Origin of the sequence: Dyella sp., assembly GCF_035508675.1 — a bacterium.
GTDB lineage: Bacteria > Pseudomonadota > Gammaproteobacteria > Xanthomonadales > Rhodanobacteraceae > Dyella_B.
Window position 1 is genome coordinate 24,100 of sequence record NZ_DATJMN010000350.1, and the last position, 20,956, is coordinate 45,055.

The window sequence follows — 20,956 nt, forward strand, 5'->3', positions numbered from 1 at the left end:
CCCCGTACAATTGCGATTTCTATGTCTCTTCACGCGCTTGCCCTAGCGGCGCGCCAATGCGAGTCCCTGATGGAAAAGAGTTTCGAGCCCCGCCCGATCGAGTCCAAGTGGTATGCCCGCTGGGAACAGAGCGGCCAATTCAAGATGGGAACGTCCGGCCGGGGCGAGCCGTACTGCATCCTGCTGCCGCCGCCGAACGTCACCGGCACCCTGCACATGGGCCACGCGTTCCAGCAGACCGTGATGGACATGCTGATTCGCTACCAGCGCATGCGCGGCATGAACACGCTGTGGCAGGTCGGCACCGACCACGCCGGCATCGCCACGCAGAAGATCGTGGAGAACCAGCTCGCCGCCGAAAACAAGACCCGCCACGACTTGGGCCGTGAACCGTTTGTGGAGCGCGTGTGGCAGTGGAAGGAGGAATCCGGCTCCACCATCACCAACCAGATGCGCCGCCTCGGCGTGGCCGCCGACTGGTCACGCGAGCGCTTCACCATGGACGAAGGCCTGTCCGCCGCGGTGCGCAAAGTGTTCGTGGAGTGGTATCGCGCGGGTTTGATTTATCGCGGCAATCGCCTGGTGAATTGGGATCCGGTGTTGGGCACGGCGGTGTCCGACCTGGAGGTGAACATGGAAGAGCGCGACGGGCACATGTGGCACATCCTGTACCCGTTCAGCGACGGACCCGTCGGCGCGATGCGCGGCATGCACATCGCCACCACGCGCCCGGAAACCATGCTGGCGGACGGCGCGCTCGCCGTGCATCCGGATGACGAACGCTACAAGCACCTGGTCGGCAAATACGTCGACCTGCCGCTTTGCGACCGGCGTATTCCCGTCATCGCCGACGACTTCGTCGACCCTGCCTTCGGGTCGGGTTGCGTCAAGATCACCGGCGCACACGACTTCAACGACTATGCCTGCGCCAAGCGCCATGGCATCGAGATGATCGTGATCATGACGCTCGATGCAAAAATGAACGACAACGCGCCCGAAAAGTATCGCGGCCTGGATCGCTATGCCGCGCGCAAGGCCGTCGTTGCCGATCTGGAAGCGCAGGGCTATCTCGAAAAAATCGTCTCGCACAAACACCAGGTGCCGGTCGGCGATCGTTCCGGCGCGGTGATCGAACCGATGCTCACTGATCAATGGTTCGTCGATCTCACCAGCGACACGCTCAAGGACGGCCGCCCCGGTGGCCGCAAGGCGATTACCGAACCCGCGCTCGACGCGGTGCGTTCGGGCGCCATCAAGTTCGTGCCGGAGAACTGGACCACCACCTACACGCAATGGCTGGAAAACATCCAGGACTGGTGCATCAGCCGCCAGCTGTGGTGGGGCCATCGCATTCCGGCGTGGTACGACGAAGCAGGCAACATCTTCGTCGGCGAAGACGAAGCCGATGCACGCAAGCACGCAACGGTCGAGCCCATCGGCGCGCTCAAGCAGGACGACGACGTGCTCGACACCTGGTTCAGCTCCGCGCTGTGGCCGTTCTCCACGCTCGGCTGGCCATCCAAGGGCCCAGTGAAGAACGAGCGCGGCGAAGTCGTCGCCAACTGGGAACACGACAAGATTTTCCTGCCCAGCGCGGTGCTGGTCACCGGCTTCGACATCATCTTCTTCTGGGTCGCGCGCATGGTGATGGCGACCCTGTACTTCACCAAGCAGGTGCCGTTCCGCGAGGTGTACATCAACGCGATCGTGCGCGATGCGGAAGGTCAGAAGATGTCCAAGTCCAAGGGCAACACGCTGGACCCGCTGGATCTGATCGACGGCATCGAACTGGAACCGCTGGTGGAAAAATCCACCAAGTCGCTGCTGATTCCGCAAGTGCGCGAGAAAGTGGAAAAGCGCATCCGCAAGGATTATCCGCAGGGCATTCCCGCCATCGGCACCGACGCGCTGCGTTTCACCTTCGCCGCGCTGGCTACCTACAGCCGCACCATCAATTTCGACGTCAAGCGCGCGGAAGGTTACAAGGCGTTCTGCAACAAGTTGTGGAATGCGGCGCGCTTTGTGCTGATGAATCTGCCGGAAGGCCAACTGCCCGCGCCGGCCGGCACGCCCGTCACGGAAGCGGAGCGCTGGATTCTTACCCGCTTGAAGCAGACCTTGCTGGAGGTGGAGCAACACTTCACCACCTACCGCTTCGACCTGTTGGCGCACGCGCTGTACGAATTCGTGTGGAACGAGTATTGCGACTGGTTCCTGGAGCTGTCCAAGCCGGCCTTGAATGGCGACGACGCCGTGGCCGCGGCGTCGACACGCCATACCTTGCTGGTCGTGCTCGAAACCGTGCTGCGCGCGCTGCATCCGATCATTCCGTTCATCACCGAAGAAATCTGGCAAGCGGTAGCGCCCAGGCTCGGCATCCAGGCGCAAAGTATCTTCCTGCGGGCATGGCCGGAGGCCGATGCGATCGCCGCGGACGAAGCGGCCACCGCCGAGATCGAATGGTTCAAGAACGTGCTGAGCGGCATCCGCCGCATTCGTGCGGAAATGAACATCGCACCCGGCAAGACCATTCCATTGCTGCTGGCCGACGGCGATGCGAGCGATCGCGCACGCGCTGCCAAGTTCGCCGCGCAAATCAGCTTCCTGGCACGCGTGGAAGCGCCGCAGTGGATTGCCGCCAGTGACGACGAACCCGCCGCCGCAGCCGCCGTAGTCGGCACGCTGCGCGTAATGATCCCACTTGCCGGCTTGATCGATCTCGACGCCGAAAAAACGCGCTTAAGCAAGGAAATCGCCAAGATCGAAGCCGAGATCAAGAAGTGCGAGAACAAGCTGGGCAATGCCAACTTCGTGGCGAATGCGCCAGCGGACGTGGTGGCGCAGGAGCGTCAGCGCATCGCCGATTGGGGCACACAGCTCGGTGCGCTGCGCGAGCAGATGCGCAAGCTGGGGTGATGCTGACGCAGGCTGGGATTTCATCCCAGCCTGCCTGCTCAGCGCAGATCGAAATCCAGCGCCATCACGATCGCGTCCTCGCGTCCGCCGTGCGCGGGGTAATACCGCGGGCGCCGCCCGATCTCGTGGAAACCCAGCGATGCATACAAGGCCTGCGCATTCGGATTGGATGGCCGCACTTCCAGAAACACGCGCTCTGCACCGTTCCAGCGTGCGATATCGAGCAGGCGTTTCATCAAGTGGCGGCCGAAACCCTGGCCGCGCTGGTCGGGCGCAATGCACACGTTCAGCACATGCGCCTCGCCGGCGCCAATGGAGAGAATGCCGTAGCCGATGATGTGGCCGTCCAGGCACAGCACCCAGGCAGGATGGCCCGCCTTGAGGCAGTCGCCGAAGATGCCCTGGCTCCAGGGAAAAGCATAGGAGGCGTGTTCGAGCTCGCTGACGTGCGCCAGGTCTTCCCGCCGCATGGCGCGCATCTCCAGCGAGGGGCGCGCGACGGCAACCATTACCGCCCCTCGGCCACCAGTGCGCGGCGCAAGCTGCGCAGCGCCTGCCACAGCCGCCGCTTGGCGCTGGCCTGCGTGAGGATGTCCGCCGGCGTGTCGGCCAGCACGATGTGCGCATCACGCATCACCTGCGCCGGCAGCGCACGCCCGAGCGCATGGGCCTGGGCCTGTCCGAAGACCAGATAGGCAGGCACGTGCGGCACCTGCATGGCATCGCCATCGGCGGCTTCGATGCGCGGCGCACGCGCCAGCTGTGCGCCGAAGGCCGACAGGGCACGGCCGAGCAGATCCAGCTCGCGCACCGCGCAGCCAGGCGGCAGCACCACTACCACGCTGGCCTTGGCGGGCAAGGATGACGGTTCAACCGAAGGGACCGCTGCCGCTGCCGGCGCGCTAGCCGCGCGCCGCCGCCAAGCCACCACGCCCAGCGCACGCAGCACGCGGGCGCGATGCACAGGGCTGGCAACCGCAGCGTTCACGCCGCTCCACGACGCGCGCGCTTGCGACGCGTAGCCAGGCCCCACACCGTCACCACCGGCCCGGACAGCAGGAACAACGAGAACACCGCCAACAGCACGCGCGGCGGATCGACGAAGAACGGCACCAGGATCAGCACGGCAATCAGGATCCACAGAAACGGCACCTTGTCGCCCATCGGCAAGGACTTGAAGCTGTAATAGCGGAAACGGCTCACCATCAGCAAGCCCACGATCACCGCCATGAACGGCATGACCATGTTGAGGTCGCTGCCGTTATAGCCCCAGCTGTCCATGCTCCACACGAACGACATGCATACCGCGGCCGCGGCCGGGCTAGGCAGGCCCTGGAAGTAGCGCTTGTCGGCCACGCCCACCTGGGTGTTGAAGCGCGCCAGGCGCAGCGCGGCACAGACGGCATAGATGAACGCCGCCGCCCAGCCGATCTTGCCGGGCAATGGCCCGAACTCTTTCAGGCTGGAGAGCGACCAGTTGTACATCACCAGCGAAGGCGCCAGGCCGAAGCTCACCAGATCCGAGAGCGAGTCGTACTGCACCCCGAATTCGCTCTGCGTGTGGGTAAGGCGCGCCACGCGACCGTCGATGCCGTCCAGCAGGGCCGCCACGAACACGGCAATGGCGGCGTCGGTGAAGCGCCCGCCGATGCTGACGACGATGGCATAGAACCCGGCGAACATGGCGCCGGTGGTGAACAGGTTCGGCAGCAGGTAAATACCGCGATGCCGCGGTACCCGGGCTGGTGTCGTCTCGGTCATGAAGCCATCCGTGATGGGATGCGGGCAGTTTAGCAGGCGCTCTGGCGCGCCCGGGCATCGTCAAGCGGGAATCGTCAAAAGGGGACCTGCCGCAAGCGTGCGGCCTCTCGCTGTTACGATTCCCGCTGCGCCAATTGACGACTCCCGCACGTTCCCGATACGCCAGCGGCATCACCCGCTTGAGTCCCAACCGCGCCGGTTGTTAACTAGCCGTGTTTTCCCCCTTTCCGCTCTGGAGTTTCCCCATGCGTCGATTGTCCATCGCCCTGGCGCTGCTGCTGGTCGCGCCCCTGGCCTGCGCCCAGGTCTACAAGTGGACCGACGCCCATGGCACCGTCCACTACTCGGAGACACCCCCGCCGACCGGCACCAAGTACAGCCAGGTCAGCGTGAGTACTGGCACATCCGCGCCGGCCGCCGACAGCACCCCGGCGGCCGCAAGCAGCAGTGACGATGCTGCGCAAGGCAGCAACAACCCGTCACAACAAACCAACATGGCCGATACACCCGAGAACCGCGCCAAGCTGTGCAGTTCGCTGAAGGCGAATATCACCACCTTGCAGGGCAGCGGGCCGGTGGTCATGACCGGGACAGCCGGCAAGCAGCAATTGCTCAATGCGGATCAACGCAAGCAGCAGCTCGACGCCAGCCAATCGCAATACAGCCAGTATTGCGCGAATCAGTAGCTCGCGCAGGTAGCGGGAATCGTCAATCGGAAATCGCAAGAGCGAGGGGGCCGCAGGCTAGCGCAGGGCCGCTCTAACTGTTCACGATTTACGATTGGCGCCCCTTCCCACTCGCTATACTCACGGCTTTTCCCGCCGGACCGCTCAACCCATGCGCCTTAGCCAATTCCACCTGGCCACCGTCAAGGAAGTCCCTGCCGATGCCGAGATCGCCAGCCATCAGCTGATGATCCGCGCCGGCATGATCCGCAAGCTCGCCGCCGGCTTGTACACCTGGTCGCCGCTGGGCTTGCGCGTGTTGCGCAAAGTGGAAGCCGTCGTGCGCGAGGAAATGAACCGTGCAGGCGCGATCGAAATGCTGATGCCCTCGGTGCAGCCGCGCGAGTTGTGGGAGGAAACCGGCCGCTGGCAGAAATTCGGCGGTCAGCTGCTGAAGATCAAGGACCGCAAGGAGCAGGAATTCTGCTACGGGCCCACGCACGAGGAAGTCGTCACCGATTTCGCGCGCAATGAGCTGAAGAGCTACAAGCAGTTGCCGATCAACTTCTACCAGATCCAGACCAAGTTCCGCGACGAGATCCGTCCGCGCTTCGGCATAATGCGTGCGCGCGAATTCCTGATGAAGGATGCGTACTCCTTCCATCTCACCCAGGAATCGCTGGCCGAAACCTATGACGTGATGTACCAAGCTTACGCGCGCATCTTCAGCCGCCTGGGCTTGAAGTTCCGCGCCGTGCAGGCGGATACCGGCGCCATCGGTGGCAACGCCAGCCATGAATTCCAGGTGCTGGCCGATTCGGGCGAGGATCTGCTCGCCTATTCCGATGGATCCGACTACGCCGCCAACGTCGAGAAGGCCGAAGCCATCGCGCCGGGCGTCAGCCGCCCCGCTCCCACAGTCGCACTGCAGCGCGTGGATACGCCACGCGTACGCACGGTCGAAGACGTTACGCGGCATTTCGGCATCAGCGCCGATCGCGTACTGAAAACCGTGCTGGTACGCGGTAAAGATGGCCTGGTCGCGCTGTGCCTGCGCGGCGATCACGAGATCAACGAAGTGAAGGCCAGCAAGCTGCCCGAACTGCCCGGCGAATCGGTACTGGCCTCCGACGAGGAAATCCTCGCCGCCGTCGGCGTACGCCCCGGCTTTATCGGCCCGGTCGGCCTGCCCGGCAACGTTCCGGTCATCGTCGACCGCAGCGCCGCGGTGCTGGCCGATTTCGTCTGCGGCGGCAATGCCAACGACACCCACTACACCGGCGCCAACTGGGACCGCGACGCGCACATCACGCGCGTGGAAGACCTGCGCCAGGTGATCGCAGGCGATCCTTCGCCGGACGGCCGCGGCACCCTGCAGATCGCGCGCGGCATCGAGGTGGGCCATGTGTTCCAGCTCGGCAGCAAATACGCCGAAGCGCTGAACGCCACCGTACTCGACGACCAGGGCAAGAAACAGGTAATGCTGATGGGTTGCTATGGCATCGGTGTCAGCCGCATCGTCGCCGCAGCGATCGAGCAAAGCCACGACGACGCCGGTATCATCTGGCCCGAGCCGATGGCGCCCTGGCGCGTCGCGGTGTGCGTGATCAATCCCAAGAACGCGCCGGAAGTGAACGCCGCCGCCGAATCGCTTTACAACGAACTCACTGCACGCGGCATCGACACCGTGTGGGACGACCGCGGCCTGCGCCCAGGCGCCATGTTCGCCGACATGGAACTGATCGGCATTCCGCATCGTGTCGTGGTAAGCGAACGCGGCCTGGCAGCCGGCACGCTGGAATATCGCGCCCGCAGCGCCAGCGAAAGCAGCGCCATGACGCGTGACGAATTGTTCGACGTATTGACAGCATAGGCTGGCGGAAATCCCCGCCTGAGAGCTAAACACAAGGCCGCCTGGGGCGGCCTTTTTCATGCAGCACAACATTGCATTAGCGGCATGAAAATCATTTTTCCTACACAAATGCGCTTTACAATTTCGCGTTTAATGCGAGAGAATTAAAAATACATCCGGGCATTTACTTCCAAATTCAATAGCCCGGTTTGTCCTGCTCATTCTTTTTTTACCGGAGTCGCCTTATGGCCATTGATATCAAGAGTCTCAACCAGAACCAGCTCAATGACCTGATCCAGAAGGCGCAAGCGCGCCAGCAAGAACTCGAGAAAGAAAAAGTCACGCGCGCACGCGAAAAGGTGCTTGCCTTGCTGAAGGCCGAAGGCGTGAGCTTCGAAGAAGTATTCGGCGGCGCAGGCGCCGCTCGCGGCAAGCGTCGCGGCACCGGCACGGTGGCGCCGAAATACCGCAATCCGGCCGATCCGGAGCAAACCTGGTCCGGCCGCGGCAAGCGCCCGCGCTGGTTCAACGACGCACTCAAGGCCGGCAAGAAGGAAAAAGATCTGGCGATCTGATTTTCCCGGTTTTCAAATGCGCGAGAACGCCGGCTTTATGGCCGGCGTTTTTGTTTTGCATTAGGAGCAACAAAACGGCCTTCTTCATTCGTCGCCCCATGGCGACAGGCACGTTGGCGGTGAGACGAAGTCGAACCCCAACCTACGTGAGCTTGCCGCATGCCTTACAGCGACCGCCGCGGTGCGATCAGCAACTCGCCAAACATCAGCCCCGCCACCAGCGAAATCAAAATCGTCACCAGCAGCACGGTGGAATCGAAGCCCAGGGATGCATTGCGCTCAAGCAAATAGGAAACGCTGCGAAATCCCACACTCCCCGGTACCAGCAACAAGATGCCCGGCTCGCGGATGACCGCACCGGGGCGCCCCGCATAACGCGCATACAGATTCGCCAAGGCGCTCAGCAGGAGCCCGCCAAGAAAGACGCCAAACGCCGCCCCATTCAAGTGGATCGGCAAGGCGCCACCTAGCCGCGTAGCCACGTAACCGAGGATCACCGCCGCGATCACCGCCGGCCAATCGCGCCAGGCAGCGCGGAACAGCATGGCGAAGGCGACCGCACCGACCAGCAGGGCCGGATAGTCCATCCACTCCGGCAACGCCGGCAGCGTGAAATCACGCGGCTCGATGCCCAGCACCGCGCAGATCTGCGTCGCCGCCACGGTACCGAACGTCAACTTCAGCAAGGTCGCCATCGCCCCGCCCATGCGCGCCATGCCCGCCACCAGGTGCAAGCTGGAAATCTCGCGCACCGCGGTAGTCAACGACATGCCCGGCATCAGTACGATCAAGCCGGCCAGCACCACCGACTTGATCGCCAGCGGCGCCACGAACGCGCTGAAGACGATGGTGATCAAGGTGGCGACCATGGCGCAGATCGCGTCGCTGGCCACCTGCAGGCGCGGACGCGTGCCCGCCAGGATGGTAATCGTGCCGATGACCAGCCCCACCAAACCCGCGACACAAAGATCCACCCACGAGCTATGCAGGAACAACGCATCGATCGCAGCGGCGGACAAGCCGTAGCTGATGATCACACCCGCTTGCTGACGTGGCGTATCCGGCAGCTCCAGCGCTCGCAACAAGCGAAAGCCCTCACGCAGATCCAGTTCCCCGGCAATCACCCGGTCGGCGATTTCATCGGCGCGGCACAGCTTGTCCAGGTTCACGTCACCCGGCAACAGGCGGATCACCTGGGTGACCTGCGCCAGACGCGCTTCTTCGCCGTGTCCCAGGTCCGAAAAGGAAATGATGATGGCCGTAGGGCTGGACCACACATCCGCGTGCAAGCCGATGCGCTGTGCCGAGCCGCTGATCGCCATCTCCAGGCGCGGCGATGCGGCACCGTATTTGTGCAGGCGGGTGGCGAGTTCCACCAGGAAGGCGATACGGGTATTGAGCGCCGTGGTGGCGAAGGACGCTAATGGCGATCGGATGGCGGATGTGGGCATGGCACCATTGTTACCGTAAGCGTGTCGCTTGGGTATGTCGCCATCAGCCCTCGATGGCAGGCGTCACGCGTCATCCCGATGCCCGTCGCTCCCGCGAAAGCAGCGGTGCGCACCACATCAGGCCGGCTTCACCTTCAACGTCGCCCCTTCCACCGCCACAACTTCCACCGCGGTACCCGCCGGCAGGTCCGGCCCGCTGACCAGCCACTGCCCATCGCCCACCTTGGCCTTGCCGCGCCCGTTGATGATGGCTTCGATCAACACATAACGTCCGCCGATCAACTGTTCCGCGCGCCGGTTGAGCCGCCCATCGTCCTGCTCGCCTTTCTGCAGGGCCGGCCGCACGGCGTACCAGTAGACCGCGCAGGAAACGAAAGCGAGCACCGCAAACATGATCGCCTGCACCACCATCGACAGCCCGGGCATCAGCAGCACCAGCAAGCCGGTGGCGGCAGCGCCGATGCCGATCCACAGCATGAAATAGCCGGGCATCATCACCTCGATGGCGATCAGCACCAGCGCGACGATCCACCACAGATAATGCGCAGCGACACTCATGGCGGCCTCTTCGCTCAGCTCATCGACGGCGGTGTGCGCCGCGTTGCGGCTAGTTTTTCCTGTTGCTGCCCCAGCGATTCTTTCGCCAACTCCGCGATGCCGGCCAGCGAGCCGAGAATACCGGTGGCCTCCATCGGCAACAGCAGCATTTTCTGGTTGGGCGAGTTGGCCATTTCCTTCAACGCCTCGACGTACTTGTTGGCGACGAAGTAGTTCAATGCATTGACGTTGCCGTTGGCGATCGCCTCGGATACCAGCTTAGTCGCCTGCGCTTCGGCCTCGGCCAGACGGATGCGCGCTTCGGCCTCGCGGAAGGCAGCTTCCTTCTTGCCCTCTGCGGCCAGGATCGCCGATTGCTTTTCGCCATCGGCCTTCAACACCGCGGCCTGGCGGAAGCCTTCGGCCTCCAGGATGTTGGCGCGCTTCTCGCGTTCGGCTTTCATCTGGCGCGCCATCGAATCGACCAGGTCGCGCGGCGGTGCAATGTCCTTGATCTCGATGCGGTTGACCTTGACGCCCCACGGATGGGTGGCTTCGTCCACCACCGTCAGCAGCTTCGCGTTGATCGCATCGCGCTGGCTGAGCGATTCGTCCAGGTCCATCGAACCGAGCACGGTGCGGATGTTGGTCATCACCAAGGCCAGCGCGGCCTGCTCCAGGTTGGCCACTTCATATGCCGCCTTGGCCGCATCCAGCACCTGGTAGAACACCACGCCGTCCACGCGCACCACGGCGTTGTCCTTGGTGATCACGTCCTGGCTCGGCACGTCCAGCACCTGTTCCATCATGTTGATCTTGCGGCCGATGTCGTAGATGAAGGGAATCAGGAAATGCAGGCCCGGCGTCAGCGTGCGCGTGTATCGGCCGAAACGCTCCACCGTCCATTCGTAGCCCTGCGGCACGATACGCACCAGCTTGGCGAGCACGATGATCGCCACCACCACGACCACCAATGCAAAAACGATACTGCCCATGGCATCTACTCCTTGTTGACCTGAAGCAGTATAGGCCAGGACCCTTGACAGAATGGCACTCGCTCGCGTGCGCGGCTTTCGTAAGCTGGGATGCAATCCCAGCTTTAATTGGCATGGCGATGCTGGGATTTCATCCCAGCCTACAGATCAAGCTCACGCCGCTGCCGTGGGCTGCGGCAGCAACAAGGTCACGCGCAAGCCACCGTCCTCGCGATTGGCCAGCGCAATCCGGCCGCCATGCGCCTCGCTGATCTCGCGCGCCAGCGCCAAGCCCAGGCCGGTGCCCGAGCGCTTGGTGGAATAGAACGGCAGCAGCGCCTGCGCCAGCACCGCTTCACTCATGCCGGGGCCGCGGTCGCCGACTTCGATGCGCAACTCGTGGCCGACCATGCTGAGCAACAAGGTCACGCCTTCCGGTGCACTGCCTGATTCGTGCGCATTCTTCACCAGGTTGATCAACACCTGTTCGATCTGTACCGGATCGAACCAGCCCGGTTGCGATGGTACGGAGCCGGTCAGTTGAAAGCTGCAATGCAGCGACAGCGCATCCAGGAACGGCTTCCATGCCACTGCCACCAGACGCGGCGCAGGCAGCTTGGCGAAGCGCGCGTAGCCGTCGATAAATCCGTGCAGGTGGCGCGCGCGCTCGCCGATGGTGGCGAACACACCCGGCAATCGCTGCACGTCCCCGCGCCGTGCCAGTTCGGCGCCGGAATGCGCCAGCGAGGAAATCGGTGCCAACGAGTTGTTCAACTCATGGCTGACCACGCGGATCACGCGCTTCCATGCCGCCACTTCCTGTCGCGACAGTTCACGCGTCATGCGGCGGAACAATTGCAGGCGATGCGGTCGACCCTGCAAGCGGAACGCACGCTGCGAGAGATGAAAGGTTTCTTCGCTGCCATCCATTTCCACGCTGAATAGTGCGTCTTCCGAACCCTCGGTCGCCTTGCGCAGCGCCGCGGGCATGTTGGCAATCAGTTGGGCGAAATGCAGGCCATTGAGGCTGCGGCCTTCGTTGAACAGATGCCGCGCTGCGATGTTGGCGTAAGCGACGCGGCCATTGGCGTCAGTCAGCACCAGCGCCACCGGCGTGTTCTGCACCACGGTATCCAGCAGCAGCTCGCGCTGCGCCAGGTTCTGCCGCTGCTCGCGCAGCGTTTGCCCCAATTCGTTATGCACCCGCACCAGATCGCCCAGCTCATCGCGCCGATTGAGCGCAATGGAAATACTGAAGTCGCCGTCGCGGTAACTCGCCACCGCACCTTCCAGCGCACGCAGCAAACGCTTCACCGGTTCCATCACGATATGCGCGAACCACCACGACAGCGGCGCCAGGATCGCCACGCAGATGATGATCGCTTCGGTGCGGTTCGGCGCCCTGACCGAGTGCGTGAGCTCGTTATGCAACCACCCCAGGATGGCCGGCAGGGGCCACTGCATCACGCCGATATAGACCAGCGCACCCATCAACGCCGCAAGCGCCAGCAACAGGGCAAGGCGGGTTTCCAGCGATCTCAGGCGCATGGGATGATCCTGGCTTGACGACTGGGTGAAGGCATGGACGGTCTCAGCATGAAGTGCGCTTGTTCTACACGTTGCTGCCTGCATGTGCCACTGCCAGAAGCTACGATGTCGCGCGCGCGAGCTTGCGACTCACGCCTGCGTCATCAACCCATACCGTTCCATGCGCCGATACAACGCCTGCCGCGACAAGCCCAAGGTCTGCGCTGCACGACTTACCACGCCATCGGCTTTCTGCAAGGCTGCTTCCACCACTTCGCGGCTGGGTTCGTCCAGATTGCGCACCGCTACGGCCCCGGCATGCTGCGGCAAGTTGAGCAGCTCCGGCGTAATCGGGCCGCTGCCGGTGAGCAAGGCCGCACGCTCGATCGCGTTTTTCAGCTCGCGCACATTGCCCGGCCATGCATAGGTGAGCAGCGCCTCGCGCGCGGCCTCGTTGAGTTGCGCACGGCCGGCCAGGAAATGCTCGGCGAGCGGCAGGATGTCATCGATACGTTCGGCCAGCGGCGGCAGGTTCACGTCGATCACGTTGAGGCGGTAATAAAGATCCTCGCGGAAGGTACCGGCGCGGATCATGCTTTTCAGATCCGCATTGGTGGCGCTCAGCACGCGCACCTTCACCTTGCGCGTGCGGCCGGAACCAAGCCGCTCGAACTGCCCGGTTTCCAGCACGCGCAGCAGCTTCACCTGGCCCGGCAGCGGCAGGTTGCCGATTTCGTCGAGGAACAGCGTGCCGCCATCGGCCAGCTCGAAGCGCCCTTCGCGCGCCTTGTTGGCGCCGGTATAAGCCCCCGCCTCGGCACCGAACAGTTCCGCTTCGATCAGCTCGCCCGGCAAGGCGCCGCAGTTCACCGCCACGAAGGGGCCGTTCTTCACCGATGAGTTGGCATGCACGATGGCCGCGATCCGCTCCTTGCCGGAACCGTTGGGGCCGGTGATCAACACCGGCACCTCCGAGCGCGCCACCTGGCAAGCCAGGTCGATCGTGCGCGCCATCGCTTCGGAAGCGAACACCAGGCCGTCGAGGTTGTAGCGGCGCTGCAGGTCCTCGCGGCGCTTGCGGCGCTCCATGCGCGTTCGGTTCACCTCGCGCGTGGACTCCGACAGCTCCAGCAGGTTTTCCACCGTGGCCAGCAGCTTGGCATCGTCCCAGGGCTTGGCCAGGTAGTCAGCGGCGCCGGCCTTCACCAGTTCCACCGCGGTTTCCAGATGCGTCCACGCGGTGAGCAGGATCAGCGGCAAATCCGCATGGCGCTGGCGGATAGCGCGGAACAATTCCACGCCCTCCTCGCCGGAGGTGGTGTCGGCAGTGAAATTCATGTCCTGGATCACCACGTCCACGGACTGGCGCGCCAGCGTGGCCAGGCCGTCCTCGGGCGTCAACGCCACCAGGGGCCGCACGTCGTGCAGCGAAAGCAGCAACGAGAGCGCCTCGCCCACGGCCGGATTGTCATCGATGATCAGTACGGTACGCATTCGTCGTCTACACATGCAGGCATGGATGCCGCTCCAGCCCAAAAGGTTGCCATGCCCAATGGGCTACGTACATCAAAACTAGCGAAACGGTGCTCCATGGTCAGTGGATGGCCGGCAGCTTGCCTGCTCCCAGATGCTTGCGCGCGCTTTCGTACTGGGTCAGTGGCATCTGCACCAGCAGTGGCGACTTCGCCGGGTCGAACCACTCGATCAACTGCTCGACATCCTGCCTGGGCATGGCCGTACATCCCACCGTGCCCTGGCCCGGCCCACGCCAGATATGCAGGAAAATGCACGAACCGCCGCCGGGCCTGGCCGGATGCGTGTTGTGGTCGACATATACGCCCCAGTGATAAAGCTCGTCATCCCGCAACATGTGCTCGGAACTGCTCCAGTCCGGCTGTTTGATGTGCTGACGATCGACGATGCGGTTGTAGTACTGCGACTTCGCATCGTCCACGCACTCGACCGATGGCGTAAGCCGCACGTACGACATGCGCGAACCGGCCAGCAACTGCGGTTCGTAGCCGAACGCCGTACCCAGCGAAAACACGCCCGCCGGCGCCTTGCCATCCCCTTCCCGCTTGATCGGATCGCCCGCATCGGCACCCAGCCGTTGGTTGCCGACCAAGCCATCACCCCACGCCAGACCGGTCTTGCCGACCACGATCGCAAACGGCTGCCCCACCGCTTTCCACTTGGCGCGAGGCGTGCCGCGCTCAAATCGCTGCAACGTACCGCTCACGCTGTTCCAGTCGGCGGTGGTGACAACCACCATCTGACGTGCATTGTCCAGCGCGTCATGCGCCCGCGCGGCGAGAGAAGCAAACAGGCCGGCCGCGCAGAGCCCCAACAAGGAAAAACGAAGCCTTTTGCTCATCAGCTATTTGCCCCGAAAGAAGTCACCAGTACGGCCCGCATGCAACGACGACCCATGCGAGCATGGCGCCGCTACCTGCACAGAGGTTGCCACGGCAACGGGCGCAGGTACATCAGATCGCTCATACGGATCGCGTGGCCACCACTGGCGGCACTGCCGCAGCGCGCAGGGCCGGCCCGAGTACCGCCGCCTGCCCGAGGCACCACAGCAAAATCGCGCCTACCGGAAAATAAACCACCGGCATGCGCGGCAATTCGTAGTGCACGATCAGGAACAGGTTGATGCCATAGGCCAGCACCATGCCCAATGCAATGCCCATGCTGGTGAGCAGGAAATTCTCGGTCTGGAAGTAGTGCAGGATGTTGCCGCGCGTGGCCCCCAGCGCACGACGCACACCGATGCTTCGATTGCGTTGCGCCACCCAGAAACTGGCAAGGCCGACGATGCCCAGCGCCGTAACGATCAGCAGTGCCAAGCAGATGCCGAGGAGCATGCCTGCCATGGCGCGGTCGTTCTGGAAGAAATCGCGCCGGTGCTGTTCGATCGTGCCCTTTCCGAGCACGATGCGGTTGGGATCCAACGCCTTGAGCTTGTCCACTGCGGCACGCAACACCCGGTCCCGGTCCTGCGGTGCGCAGCGGATGATGAACGACGCGCCTTCGGTCAGCGACACGCGCACCGGCCAAAGGGTGCTGTATTGCGCGCCAAGACCCAGACGGTCATGGCCTGGGCGAATCAGATCGGCCATCACGCCGACGACCGTAAAAGGTATGCCCTGCCCCACATAGAACCGCTTGCCGAGCGGATCCTGCCCGGGCCACAGACGGTCCGCCATGGCACGCGTGACCAGCGTGGTATTCGGCAGTTTGTCGTACTGCTTGTTCGCCAGCAGGGTAAACGCATCAGAAAGATCCATGTATTCCTCGGGCCGCAAATCGCGCCCCTCCACGATCCGCAAGCCCAGCGTCTGCACCAGGTTTTCGCCGAAGTATTGCGTCGCGCTGAGCGAGGGCATGCGTTGCGCGGGATCGGTGCGCACGTCCATGTTGTCCGATCCATCATCGAAGGGTAGCTCGTTGATCAGCGTCGCCGCTTTCACACCCGCAATCGACTGCAACGCGGCCACATCCTCCGCGGCGCGCGCATTGGCATCCGGACGATCGCCGATATAGGCCATCTGGACGTACACCAGTTCGCGCTCGGCGACGCCGCTGGGTGTGCGCATGCGGTCCAGGCGCTGACCAATCAGGAAGATCGTGTTGCAGACGATCGCGCAGGTGAACGCAATTTGCAGGATCAGCAGGAAGCAGGTGAGCTTGTGCCGGCGCAGGGTGAATAGTATCGGTCGAATATCCATGTCATTGCGCCTTCAATTGCAGTGCGGGAGCAACGCGGCATGCGCGCCAGGCAGGCAACAGTCCTGCCAGCGTGCTTGCCGCCACCGAGATGACAAAGGTCGCCAGCAACATCGACGAATCCATGTGCGCGAGCTTGGCGTAGTCCGAAGGCTGCTGGCGAACCAGCCACAACCCCAGCAGGGCCAGCAGCAGGCCCAGCATGCCGCCAACGAAACCGATGACACCCGACTCCAGCAGCAACTGCCCGAACAGCGTGCGCCGCGAAGCGCCCAAGGCGCGGCGTACACCAAGCTCACCGGCACGACGCATGAACTTGGCCAGCATCAGGCCCACCGTATTGACCAGGCACACTACCAGAAAGCCCAGCGCCAGCCACGCCTGCAGGCGCGTATCGCTCGGCACCACGTGGTTGTAATCCAGCCATTGCATCAGGCTGCGCAAGCGCACATTGGGCGGCCGCACAAAGCGCCCGGCGGCGTGTTGGTCGGCTGAATAATGTTCCAGAAAATCTTTGTAGGCCGCGACGCTGGCCGGGGAATCCAGCTCCACCCAGAACTGCAGCCACGTGCAAGGCTGGATCTCCAGATGCACCTGGTCGCCACCGCCATCGCCCCAGCAATCGGTGGAACCGTCGTGTTCCATATGCAATGCACGCGACGTCGACAGCGGCACATAGACCTGCTCGTAATCGGCGTAGGCACCCATGTACAAATCATAGAAGTGCGGATTGGGCCGCCAGTCGCCCAGCACGCCGATGATGCGGAAATCGGCTTTCTGCAGGCGCAAGGTCTTGCCTACGCTGTTCTTGCCGCCGAACAGCTTGTCGTTCAGTTCGGCGCTGATCACCACCACGCGCGCGCTGGCTTGATCTTCCTCATCACCCCACGCCGTGCCGTACTGGAACGGTACGCCGAACATCGGGAAGAAGTCGGCAGTGGTGTAGCGCGCATTGGCATGAAACGGGTCGATACTCGATTGCGCCGGCTGCAACGGCACCATGCCTCCGGTCATCAGGGCCTGGCGCGTTCCACGTTTCGCATGCAGCAGATACATGCCGTCGATCCACGTCAGCTGGCCAGGCGGCTCGACGTCCGGCGTATACGCCTGCATGTCACGTGGATCGAGCTGCGGGTAATACAGCGATGCACTGCGTCCCGGCAACGGATCGCCGGACAGCACGTGCAACACCGTCAGCGTGGTCATGCTGGCGCCGATACCCATCGCAATGGCGAGCACCATCAAGCCGGTCAACGCTTTATTGCGCCGGAGACTTCGTACTGCCAAATCCAGGTAATAGCCGAACATATCCCCTCCTATACGGTTCGCGTCGCTTCGACCGGTGGCACGGAAGCGGCGCGCAAGGCCGGCCCGAGCACGGCCAGCTGGCCAAGCAGCCACAGCGCCGCTGCGCCGCCGCCCAGGTAATACCAAGGCATGCGGTTCACTTCGTAGTGGCGCATCAGATAGATGTTGATGGCGCAAGCCAGCACCACGCCAAGCAACACCCCTGCCGAGCTCAGCAGAAAGTTCTCGGTCTGGAAGTACGCCAGGATCTGCCGGTATGAAGCGCCGACCGCACGGCGTATGCCGATCTGCTTGCGGCGCTGTCCCACCCAGAAACTGGTCAGGCCGACGACGCCCAGCGCCGTCACCGCCAGCATCACCACGCACACCAGCACCAGCATCCAGGCCAGGTTGCGGCTGCCGGCAAAATACTCCGCGCGCACGCCGGCAAAGGTTTTTCCTTCCAGCACCGCGCCCGGCTCCAGCTTGCCCACCGCTTGCATGGCTTGCTGCAAAACGCGCTCGCGCGCCATCGGGTCGCTGCGCAAAATGTAGTTGTTCAAGTCGGCGCTGGGGCGCTGCGGAAAGAACACGCTGGAATATTTGCCGGACGCGCCGCTGAAATGCGGGTCTTGCGCGATCACGTCGGCGACTACGCCGATCACCGTCCAGGCATTGCCGTCGCTGTAGATATGCCGCCCCAATGCGCTTTGCCCCGGCCACCAGCGCGTGGCATCGCTCTGGTTGACCAGTACGACGTGGCTGGCCGATTGATGGCTGGGCAGCAGTTCGCCCTGGGCGTATTCCTCGTCGGTGAAGTAGCGCCCTTGCAATAGCCGCAGCCCGAGGGCCCGCTCGGCGCCTTTGCCGACGAGATAGACCGAGCTGTTGACCGTAGGCTGCGCGTCAGGCTGGCTGGTAAATCCGTTGAACGCGGCATCCGGTCCCAGCGGCACATCGCTGATGGCAGCGGCGGCTTTTACGCCAGGTAGCGTACGCAGAGCAGCCAGGTCACGGGACACGCTATCGGAAGCCAGCCGGCCATCCAGGCCGCCGATATGGATCACCGAGATACCTTGCTCATCGATGGCGTTGGGCGCGCGGCCATCGACCACGCATTGGGCCACCATGAATACCGCGTTGCACAACACGGCGCACGCCAGCGCGATTTCCAGCACGATGAGCAAGGCGGGAATGCGATGCCTGGGCAGCGTGGCGAGGATCGGGCGGATTTCCATGGTTATCCTCAGGCCGATTTCAGTTGCGGGGCAGGCGTCACCGCGCAGGCGCGCCATGCCGGCAGCATGCCGGCGACCAGGCTGGCGATCAGCGCCACGGCGAACGTACACACGAACATTTGTCCATCCAGATACACCAGGCTGGCGTACTCGGCCGGTTGCTGGCGGATGCACCACAGGCCGAACAGCGCAAACACCAAGCCCAGCGCGCCACCGACCAGACCGATCAAGCCGGCTTCCGCCATGAATTGCGCAAAGATCGCCGCACGCGAAGCACCCAGGGCTCGCCGCACACCGATCTCGTTCGCGCGGCGCAGGCATTTGGCCAACAGCAGCCCCACCGTGTTGACCATGCAGATCAGCAAAAAGCTGAACGCCAGTCCGGTCTGCATGCGCACGTTGCCGGGCACCACCTGCTGGCTATCGAGCCATTGCATCAGGCCGGACAAGCCCGTGTCGGAGCGCTGAAAACGCCCCAGCGCAATCTGCTGCCGGGCATAGCCGGCGAGAAACGATTGATAGGCGGAAACCGCCGCCGCATCCGGCAATTGCACCCACAGGCCCAACCAGATGCTCGGCGCGTTTTCCAGTGTCTGTTTGTCGCCGCCGGCGAAAGACATGAGGTTGATCGGCTCCATGCCCGCCGCTCTTGCCGACTGCAACGGCAGGAACACCGCTTCGCCCTTGCCGTAATTGGGGCCGCCCAGATACAGCGAATAGAAACGCGGCTGCGGCGCCCAATGCCGCAGCACCCCGACGATGCGGAAATCCTGGTCGTTGATGCGCAAGCTGCGGCCGACGCTGTTGGCGCCGCCGAACAGCTGGTCGTTGAGGAAATCGGCGATCACCACTACCTTGGCACGGCTTTCGCCATCCACGGCACTCCACCCGCCGCCGTATTGAAACGGCGCCTCGAACATGCTGAAAAAATCAGACGTGGTCATCACGCCATCGCTGAAGAAGGGGTGCTGTTGCGGGGCAGTCAGCTTGACCCGGGTCATCGCCATCGCAGCCTGGCGCTCGGCCCGATGCGCATGCAGCAGGTTCATGGCATCGAGGTAGCTCGTCAGCCAGGGCAGTTTGCCGCTGCGGGAAAACGGTCGATCCTTGGGATACGGATCGACCTGCACGTAAAACAGTTGCGCGCTCTTGTGCGGCAGCGGATCGCCGGATAGCAACCTAAGCACGGTCAAGGTCGTCATCGATGCCCCGATCCCCAGCGCGAGGGTCAGCACCATCAATGCCGTGAGCACCTTGTTGCGCCTGAAGCTGCGCAGCGCCAGATCGAGGTAATAGCCCAGCATCACTATGCTCCCTTCGCCCGGTTCACATCACGCCGAGCGCGTCGCTGCGACCGGCGGCACATTCGAGGCGCGCAGTGCCGGTACGAACACCGCGATCTGCCCCAGCAACACCACTACCGCCAACCCGGCCAGCACGTAGTAGACCGGCATGCTGTCCATTTCGAACTTGCTCATCAGCATGCGGTTCAGGCCAATCGCCAGCGCGATGCCAACCAGCGCGCCGCCGCCGGCGATCAACATGTTTTCGAGCTGGAAGTAATGCAGGATGTCGATCTTCCGCGCACCAAGCGCGCGACGTACGCCGATCTGGCGGTGGCGCTGACCCACCCAGAAACTGGTGAGCCCGACGATGCCGGCAGCCGTGACGGCCAGCAGGATCACGCAGATCACGCCCATCAGCGCAGCCATGCCGATATCCGCGCGATAGGCTTCGGCGCGAATGTCCTTGAACGACTTGACGCTGTCGTCATTGAGCACGCGCATCGGATTGACACCGTATAACCTGGATGGCACCGCCCGCATCACGGCATTCAGCCGCCCCGGCTTGGTGCGCACCGCATAGCGCGAGAAATTGGAATTCAGGCGAACCGGTTCGATCGTCGAGTTCCATACGAAACTGCTGGCCCAACTGCTTACGGACGGCACCTGCAGGCGCTCGACCTCGCCGACAACCGTGCTGGGCGTGGTGGCGCCATCCAGATAAGCCACCTTGCCGACCGCATCGCCCTTTGGAAACAACTTGTCGGCAAGCGCCTTGGTGATGATCACCATGCTCGCTTCGCTGGGATCGCGGAACCCTTTGTTGGTCACGTCCGACGCCGTGAAGTTGCGGCCGGCAACCAGACGCAGACCCAATGTCTTCATCATGTTTTCGTCGCCGAAATAATAGGTCGTCCGCGTATTGCCGGCACCAAGTTCTGCGCCCGGCTTCAACGAGACGGAGCCGTTCCAGCTTGACGGATACAACGGCAAGGTGTTGATCGGGGTGACCGATTCAACATCGGGCAGCACGCGCAGGGCTTGGATGTCCTCGTTCAACATGGCATCGAGTTTCTGGATGCTGGCCGGATCGTCGCCGCTCGGCGCGCCCACCCATTGCTGGGTGATCATGAAGAGGTTGTTTTCATCCATGCCGGTGGG

18 protein-coding genes are annotated in these 20,956 nt (G+C 63.3%); 4 read left to right on the forward strand and 14 right to left on the reverse strand.

The annotated features are described in order from the left end of the window. Nucleotides 1–69 precede the first annotated feature (69 nt). The gene (locus VMA74_RS18580; protein ID WP_325369678.1) at nucleotides 70–2,916 is read left to right on the forward strand and encodes a valine--tRNA ligase; all 2,847 of its coding nucleotides are present in this window, start codon (nucleotides 70–72) and stop codon (nucleotides 2,914–2,916) included. Between the two features lie 38 nt (nucleotides 2,917–2,954). On the opposite strand, the gene rimI is transcribed toward VMA74_RS18580, so the two are convergent. Genes rimI through pssA form a run of 3 tightly spaced genes read right to left on the reverse strand, consistent with a single transcriptional unit; the run spans nucleotide 2,955 to nucleotide 4,677 of the window. Then, a complete protein-coding gene (rimI, locus tag VMA74_RS18585; RefSeq protein ID WP_325369680.1) occupies nucleotides 2,955–3,425 on the reverse strand; it encodes a ribosomal protein S18-alanine N-acetyltransferase in 471 nt (156 codons plus the stop codon). Next, on the reverse strand, nucleotides 3,425–3,904 hold the full coding sequence (locus VMA74_RS18590; protein WP_325369682.1) for a hypothetical protein: 480 nt from the start codon (nucleotides 3,902–3,904) through the stop codon (nucleotides 3,425–3,427). Before VMA74_RS18590 ends, rimI begins: the two co-directional genes overlap by 1 nt. Beyond that, nucleotides 3,901–4,677, reverse strand: a complete 777-nt coding sequence (gene pssA / locus VMA74_RS18595; protein WP_325369684.1) for a CDP-diacylglycerol--serine O-phosphatidyltransferase — start codon at nucleotides 4,675–4,677, stop codon at nucleotides 3,901–3,903. Before pssA ends, VMA74_RS18590 begins: the two co-directional genes overlap by 4 nt. 245 nt (nucleotides 4,678–4,922) lie before the next feature. On the opposite strand from pssA, the gene VMA74_RS18600 reads away from it, so the two are divergent. The 3 genes from VMA74_RS18600 (at nucleotide 4,923) to VMA74_RS18610 (ending at nucleotide 7,769) form a co-directional block, all read left to right on the forward strand. Next, a complete protein-coding gene (locus VMA74_RS18600) occupies nucleotides 4,923–5,363 on the forward strand; it encodes a DUF4124 domain-containing protein (RefSeq protein ID WP_325369685.1) in 441 nt (146 codons plus the stop codon). A gap of 151 nt (nucleotides 5,364–5,514) precedes the next feature. Further along, on the forward strand, nucleotides 5,515–7,215 hold the full coding sequence (locus tag VMA74_RS18605) for a proline--tRNA ligase (RefSeq protein WP_325369688.1): 1,701 nt from the start codon (nucleotides 5,515–5,517) through the stop codon (nucleotides 7,213–7,215). Between the two features lie 224 nt (nucleotides 7,216–7,439). Next, on the forward strand, nucleotides 7,440–7,769 hold the full coding sequence (locus tag VMA74_RS18610) for an H-NS histone family protein (RefSeq protein ID WP_325369689.1): 330 nt from the start codon (nucleotides 7,440–7,442) through the stop codon (nucleotides 7,767–7,769). Between the two features lie 164 nt (nucleotides 7,770–7,933). Here the strand turns inward: VMA74_RS18610 and VMA74_RS18615 are convergent, their stop codons facing one another. From VMA74_RS18615 to VMA74_RS18665, 11 genes are all read right to left on the reverse strand, one after another. Further along, a complete protein-coding gene (locus VMA74_RS18615; protein ID WP_325369691.1) occupies nucleotides 7,934–9,220 on the reverse strand; it encodes a threonine/serine ThrE exporter family protein in 1,287 nt (428 codons plus the stop codon). A 117-nt stretch (nucleotides 9,221–9,337) separates the two neighbouring features. Then, nucleotides 9,338–9,778: an NfeD family protein gene (locus tag VMA74_RS18620; RefSeq protein WP_325369693.1), complete on the reverse strand. Its 441-nt coding sequence runs from the start codon at nucleotides 9,776–9,778 to the stop codon at nucleotides 9,338–9,340. A gap of 14 nt (nucleotides 9,779–9,792) precedes the next feature. Beyond that, complete coding sequence (locus VMA74_RS18625; RefSeq protein ID WP_325369695.1) at nucleotides 9,793–10,752, reverse strand: SPFH domain-containing protein; 960 nt, start codon at nucleotides 10,750–10,752, stop codon at nucleotides 9,793–9,795. 153 nt (nucleotides 10,753–10,905) lie between these two features. Then, nucleotides 10,906–12,279 (reverse strand): sensor histidine kinase, encoded by a 1,374-nt coding sequence (locus tag VMA74_RS18630; protein ID WP_325369697.1) that lies wholly within the window; start codon nucleotides 12,277–12,279, stop codon nucleotides 10,906–10,908. A gap of 129 nt (nucleotides 12,280–12,408) precedes the next feature. Beyond that, nucleotides 12,409–13,752, reverse strand: a complete 1,344-nt coding sequence (locus VMA74_RS18635; protein ID WP_325369699.1) for a sigma-54 dependent transcriptional regulator — start codon at nucleotides 13,750–13,752, stop codon at nucleotides 12,409–12,411. A 100-nt stretch (nucleotides 13,753–13,852) separates the two neighbouring features. Then, complete coding sequence (locus VMA74_RS18640) at nucleotides 13,853–14,632, reverse strand: L,D-transpeptidase family protein (RefSeq protein WP_325369700.1); 780 nt, start codon at nucleotides 14,630–14,632, stop codon at nucleotides 13,853–13,855. 121 nt (nucleotides 14,633–14,753) lie between these two features. After that, the gene (locus VMA74_RS18645) at nucleotides 14,754–15,989 is read right to left on the reverse strand and encodes an ABC transporter permease (protein ID WP_325369702.1); all 1,236 of its coding nucleotides are present in this window, start codon (nucleotides 15,987–15,989) and stop codon (nucleotides 14,754–14,756) included. A gap of 1 nt (nucleotide 15,990) precedes the next feature. Next, complete coding sequence (locus VMA74_RS18650) at nucleotides 15,991–17,295, reverse strand: ABC transporter permease (RefSeq protein ID WP_325369704.1); 1,305 nt, start codon at nucleotides 17,293–17,295, stop codon at nucleotides 15,991–15,993. 8 nt (nucleotides 17,296–17,303) lie between these two features. After that, nucleotides 17,304–18,512: an ABC transporter permease gene (locus tag VMA74_RS18655; protein ID WP_325369706.1), complete on the reverse strand. Its 1,209-nt coding sequence runs from the start codon at nucleotides 18,510–18,512 to the stop codon at nucleotides 17,304–17,306. Nucleotides 18,513–18,520: 8 nt separating this feature from the next. After that, nucleotides 18,521–19,816: an ABC transporter permease gene (locus VMA74_RS18660; protein ID WP_325369708.1), complete on the reverse strand. Its 1,296-nt coding sequence runs from the start codon at nucleotides 19,814–19,816 to the stop codon at nucleotides 18,521–18,523. A 27-nt stretch (nucleotides 19,817–19,843) separates the two neighbouring features. After that, the coding region (locus tag VMA74_RS18665; RefSeq protein WP_325369710.1) for an ABC transporter permease at nucleotides 19,844–20,956 on the reverse strand (1,113 nt) is incomplete at its 5' end.

What these genes read in the sequence shown, in the direction of transcription:
- VMA74_RS18580 (WP_325369678.1), top strand. Translation starts at nt 70, where the DNA reads ATGGAAAAGAGTTTCGAGCCCCGCCCGATCGAGTCCAAGTGGTATGCC.
- rimI (WP_325369680.1), bottom strand. Translation starts at nt 3,425, where the DNA reads ATGGTTGCCGTCGCGCGCCCCTCGCTGGAGATGCGCGCCATGCGGCGG.
- pssA (WP_325369684.1), bottom strand. Translation starts at nt 4,677, where the DNA reads ATGACCGAGACGACACCAGCCCGGGTACCGCGGCATCGCGGTATTTAC.
- VMA74_RS18600 (WP_325369685.1), top strand. Translation starts at nt 4,923, where the DNA reads ATGCGTCGATTGTCCATCGCCCTGGCGCTGCTGCTGGTCGCGCCCCTG.
- VMA74_RS18605 (WP_325369688.1), top strand. Translation starts at nt 5,515, where the DNA reads ATGCGCCTTAGCCAATTCCACCTGGCCACCGTCAAGGAAGTCCCTGCC.
- VMA74_RS18610 (WP_325369689.1), top strand. Translation starts at nt 7,440, where the DNA reads ATGGCCATTGATATCAAGAGTCTCAACCAGAACCAGCTCAATGACCTG.
- VMA74_RS18615 (WP_325369691.1), bottom strand. Translation starts at nt 9,220, where the DNA reads ATGCCCACATCCGCCATCCGATCGCCATTAGCGTCCTTCGCCACCACG.
- VMA74_RS18620 (WP_325369693.1), bottom strand. Translation starts at nt 9,778, where the DNA reads ATGAGTGTCGCTGCGCATTATCTGTGGTGGATCGTCGCGCTGGTGCTG.
- VMA74_RS18625 (WP_325369695.1), bottom strand. Translation starts at nt 10,752, where the DNA reads ATGGGCAGTATCGTTTTTGCATTGGTGGTCGTGGTGGTGGCGATCATC.
- VMA74_RS18630 (WP_325369697.1), bottom strand. Translation starts at nt 12,279, where the DNA reads ATGCGCCTGAGATCGCTGGAAACCCGCCTTGCCCTGTTGCTGGCGCTT.
- VMA74_RS18635 (WP_325369699.1), bottom strand. Translation starts at nt 13,752, where the DNA reads ATGCGTACCGTACTGATCATCGATGACAATCCGGCCGTGGGCGAGGCG.
- VMA74_RS18640 (WP_325369700.1), bottom strand. Translation starts at nt 14,632, where the DNA reads ATGAGCAAAAGGCTTCGTTTTTCCTTGTTGGGGCTCTGCGCGGCCGGC.
- VMA74_RS18645 (WP_325369702.1), bottom strand. Translation starts at nt 15,989, where the DNA reads ATGGATATTCGACCGATACTATTCACCCTGCGCCGGCACAAGCTCACC.
- VMA74_RS18650 (WP_325369704.1), bottom strand. Translation starts at nt 17,295, where the DNA reads ATGTTCGGCTATTACCTGGATTTGGCAGTACGAAGTCTCCGGCGCAAT.
- VMA74_RS18655 (WP_325369706.1), bottom strand. Translation starts at nt 18,512, where the DNA reads ATGGAAATCCGCCCGATCCTCGCCACGCTGCCCAGGCATCGCATTCCC.
- VMA74_RS18660 (WP_325369708.1), bottom strand. Translation starts at nt 19,816, where the DNA reads ATGCTGGGCTATTACCTCGATCTGGCGCTGCGCAGCTTCAGGCGCAAC.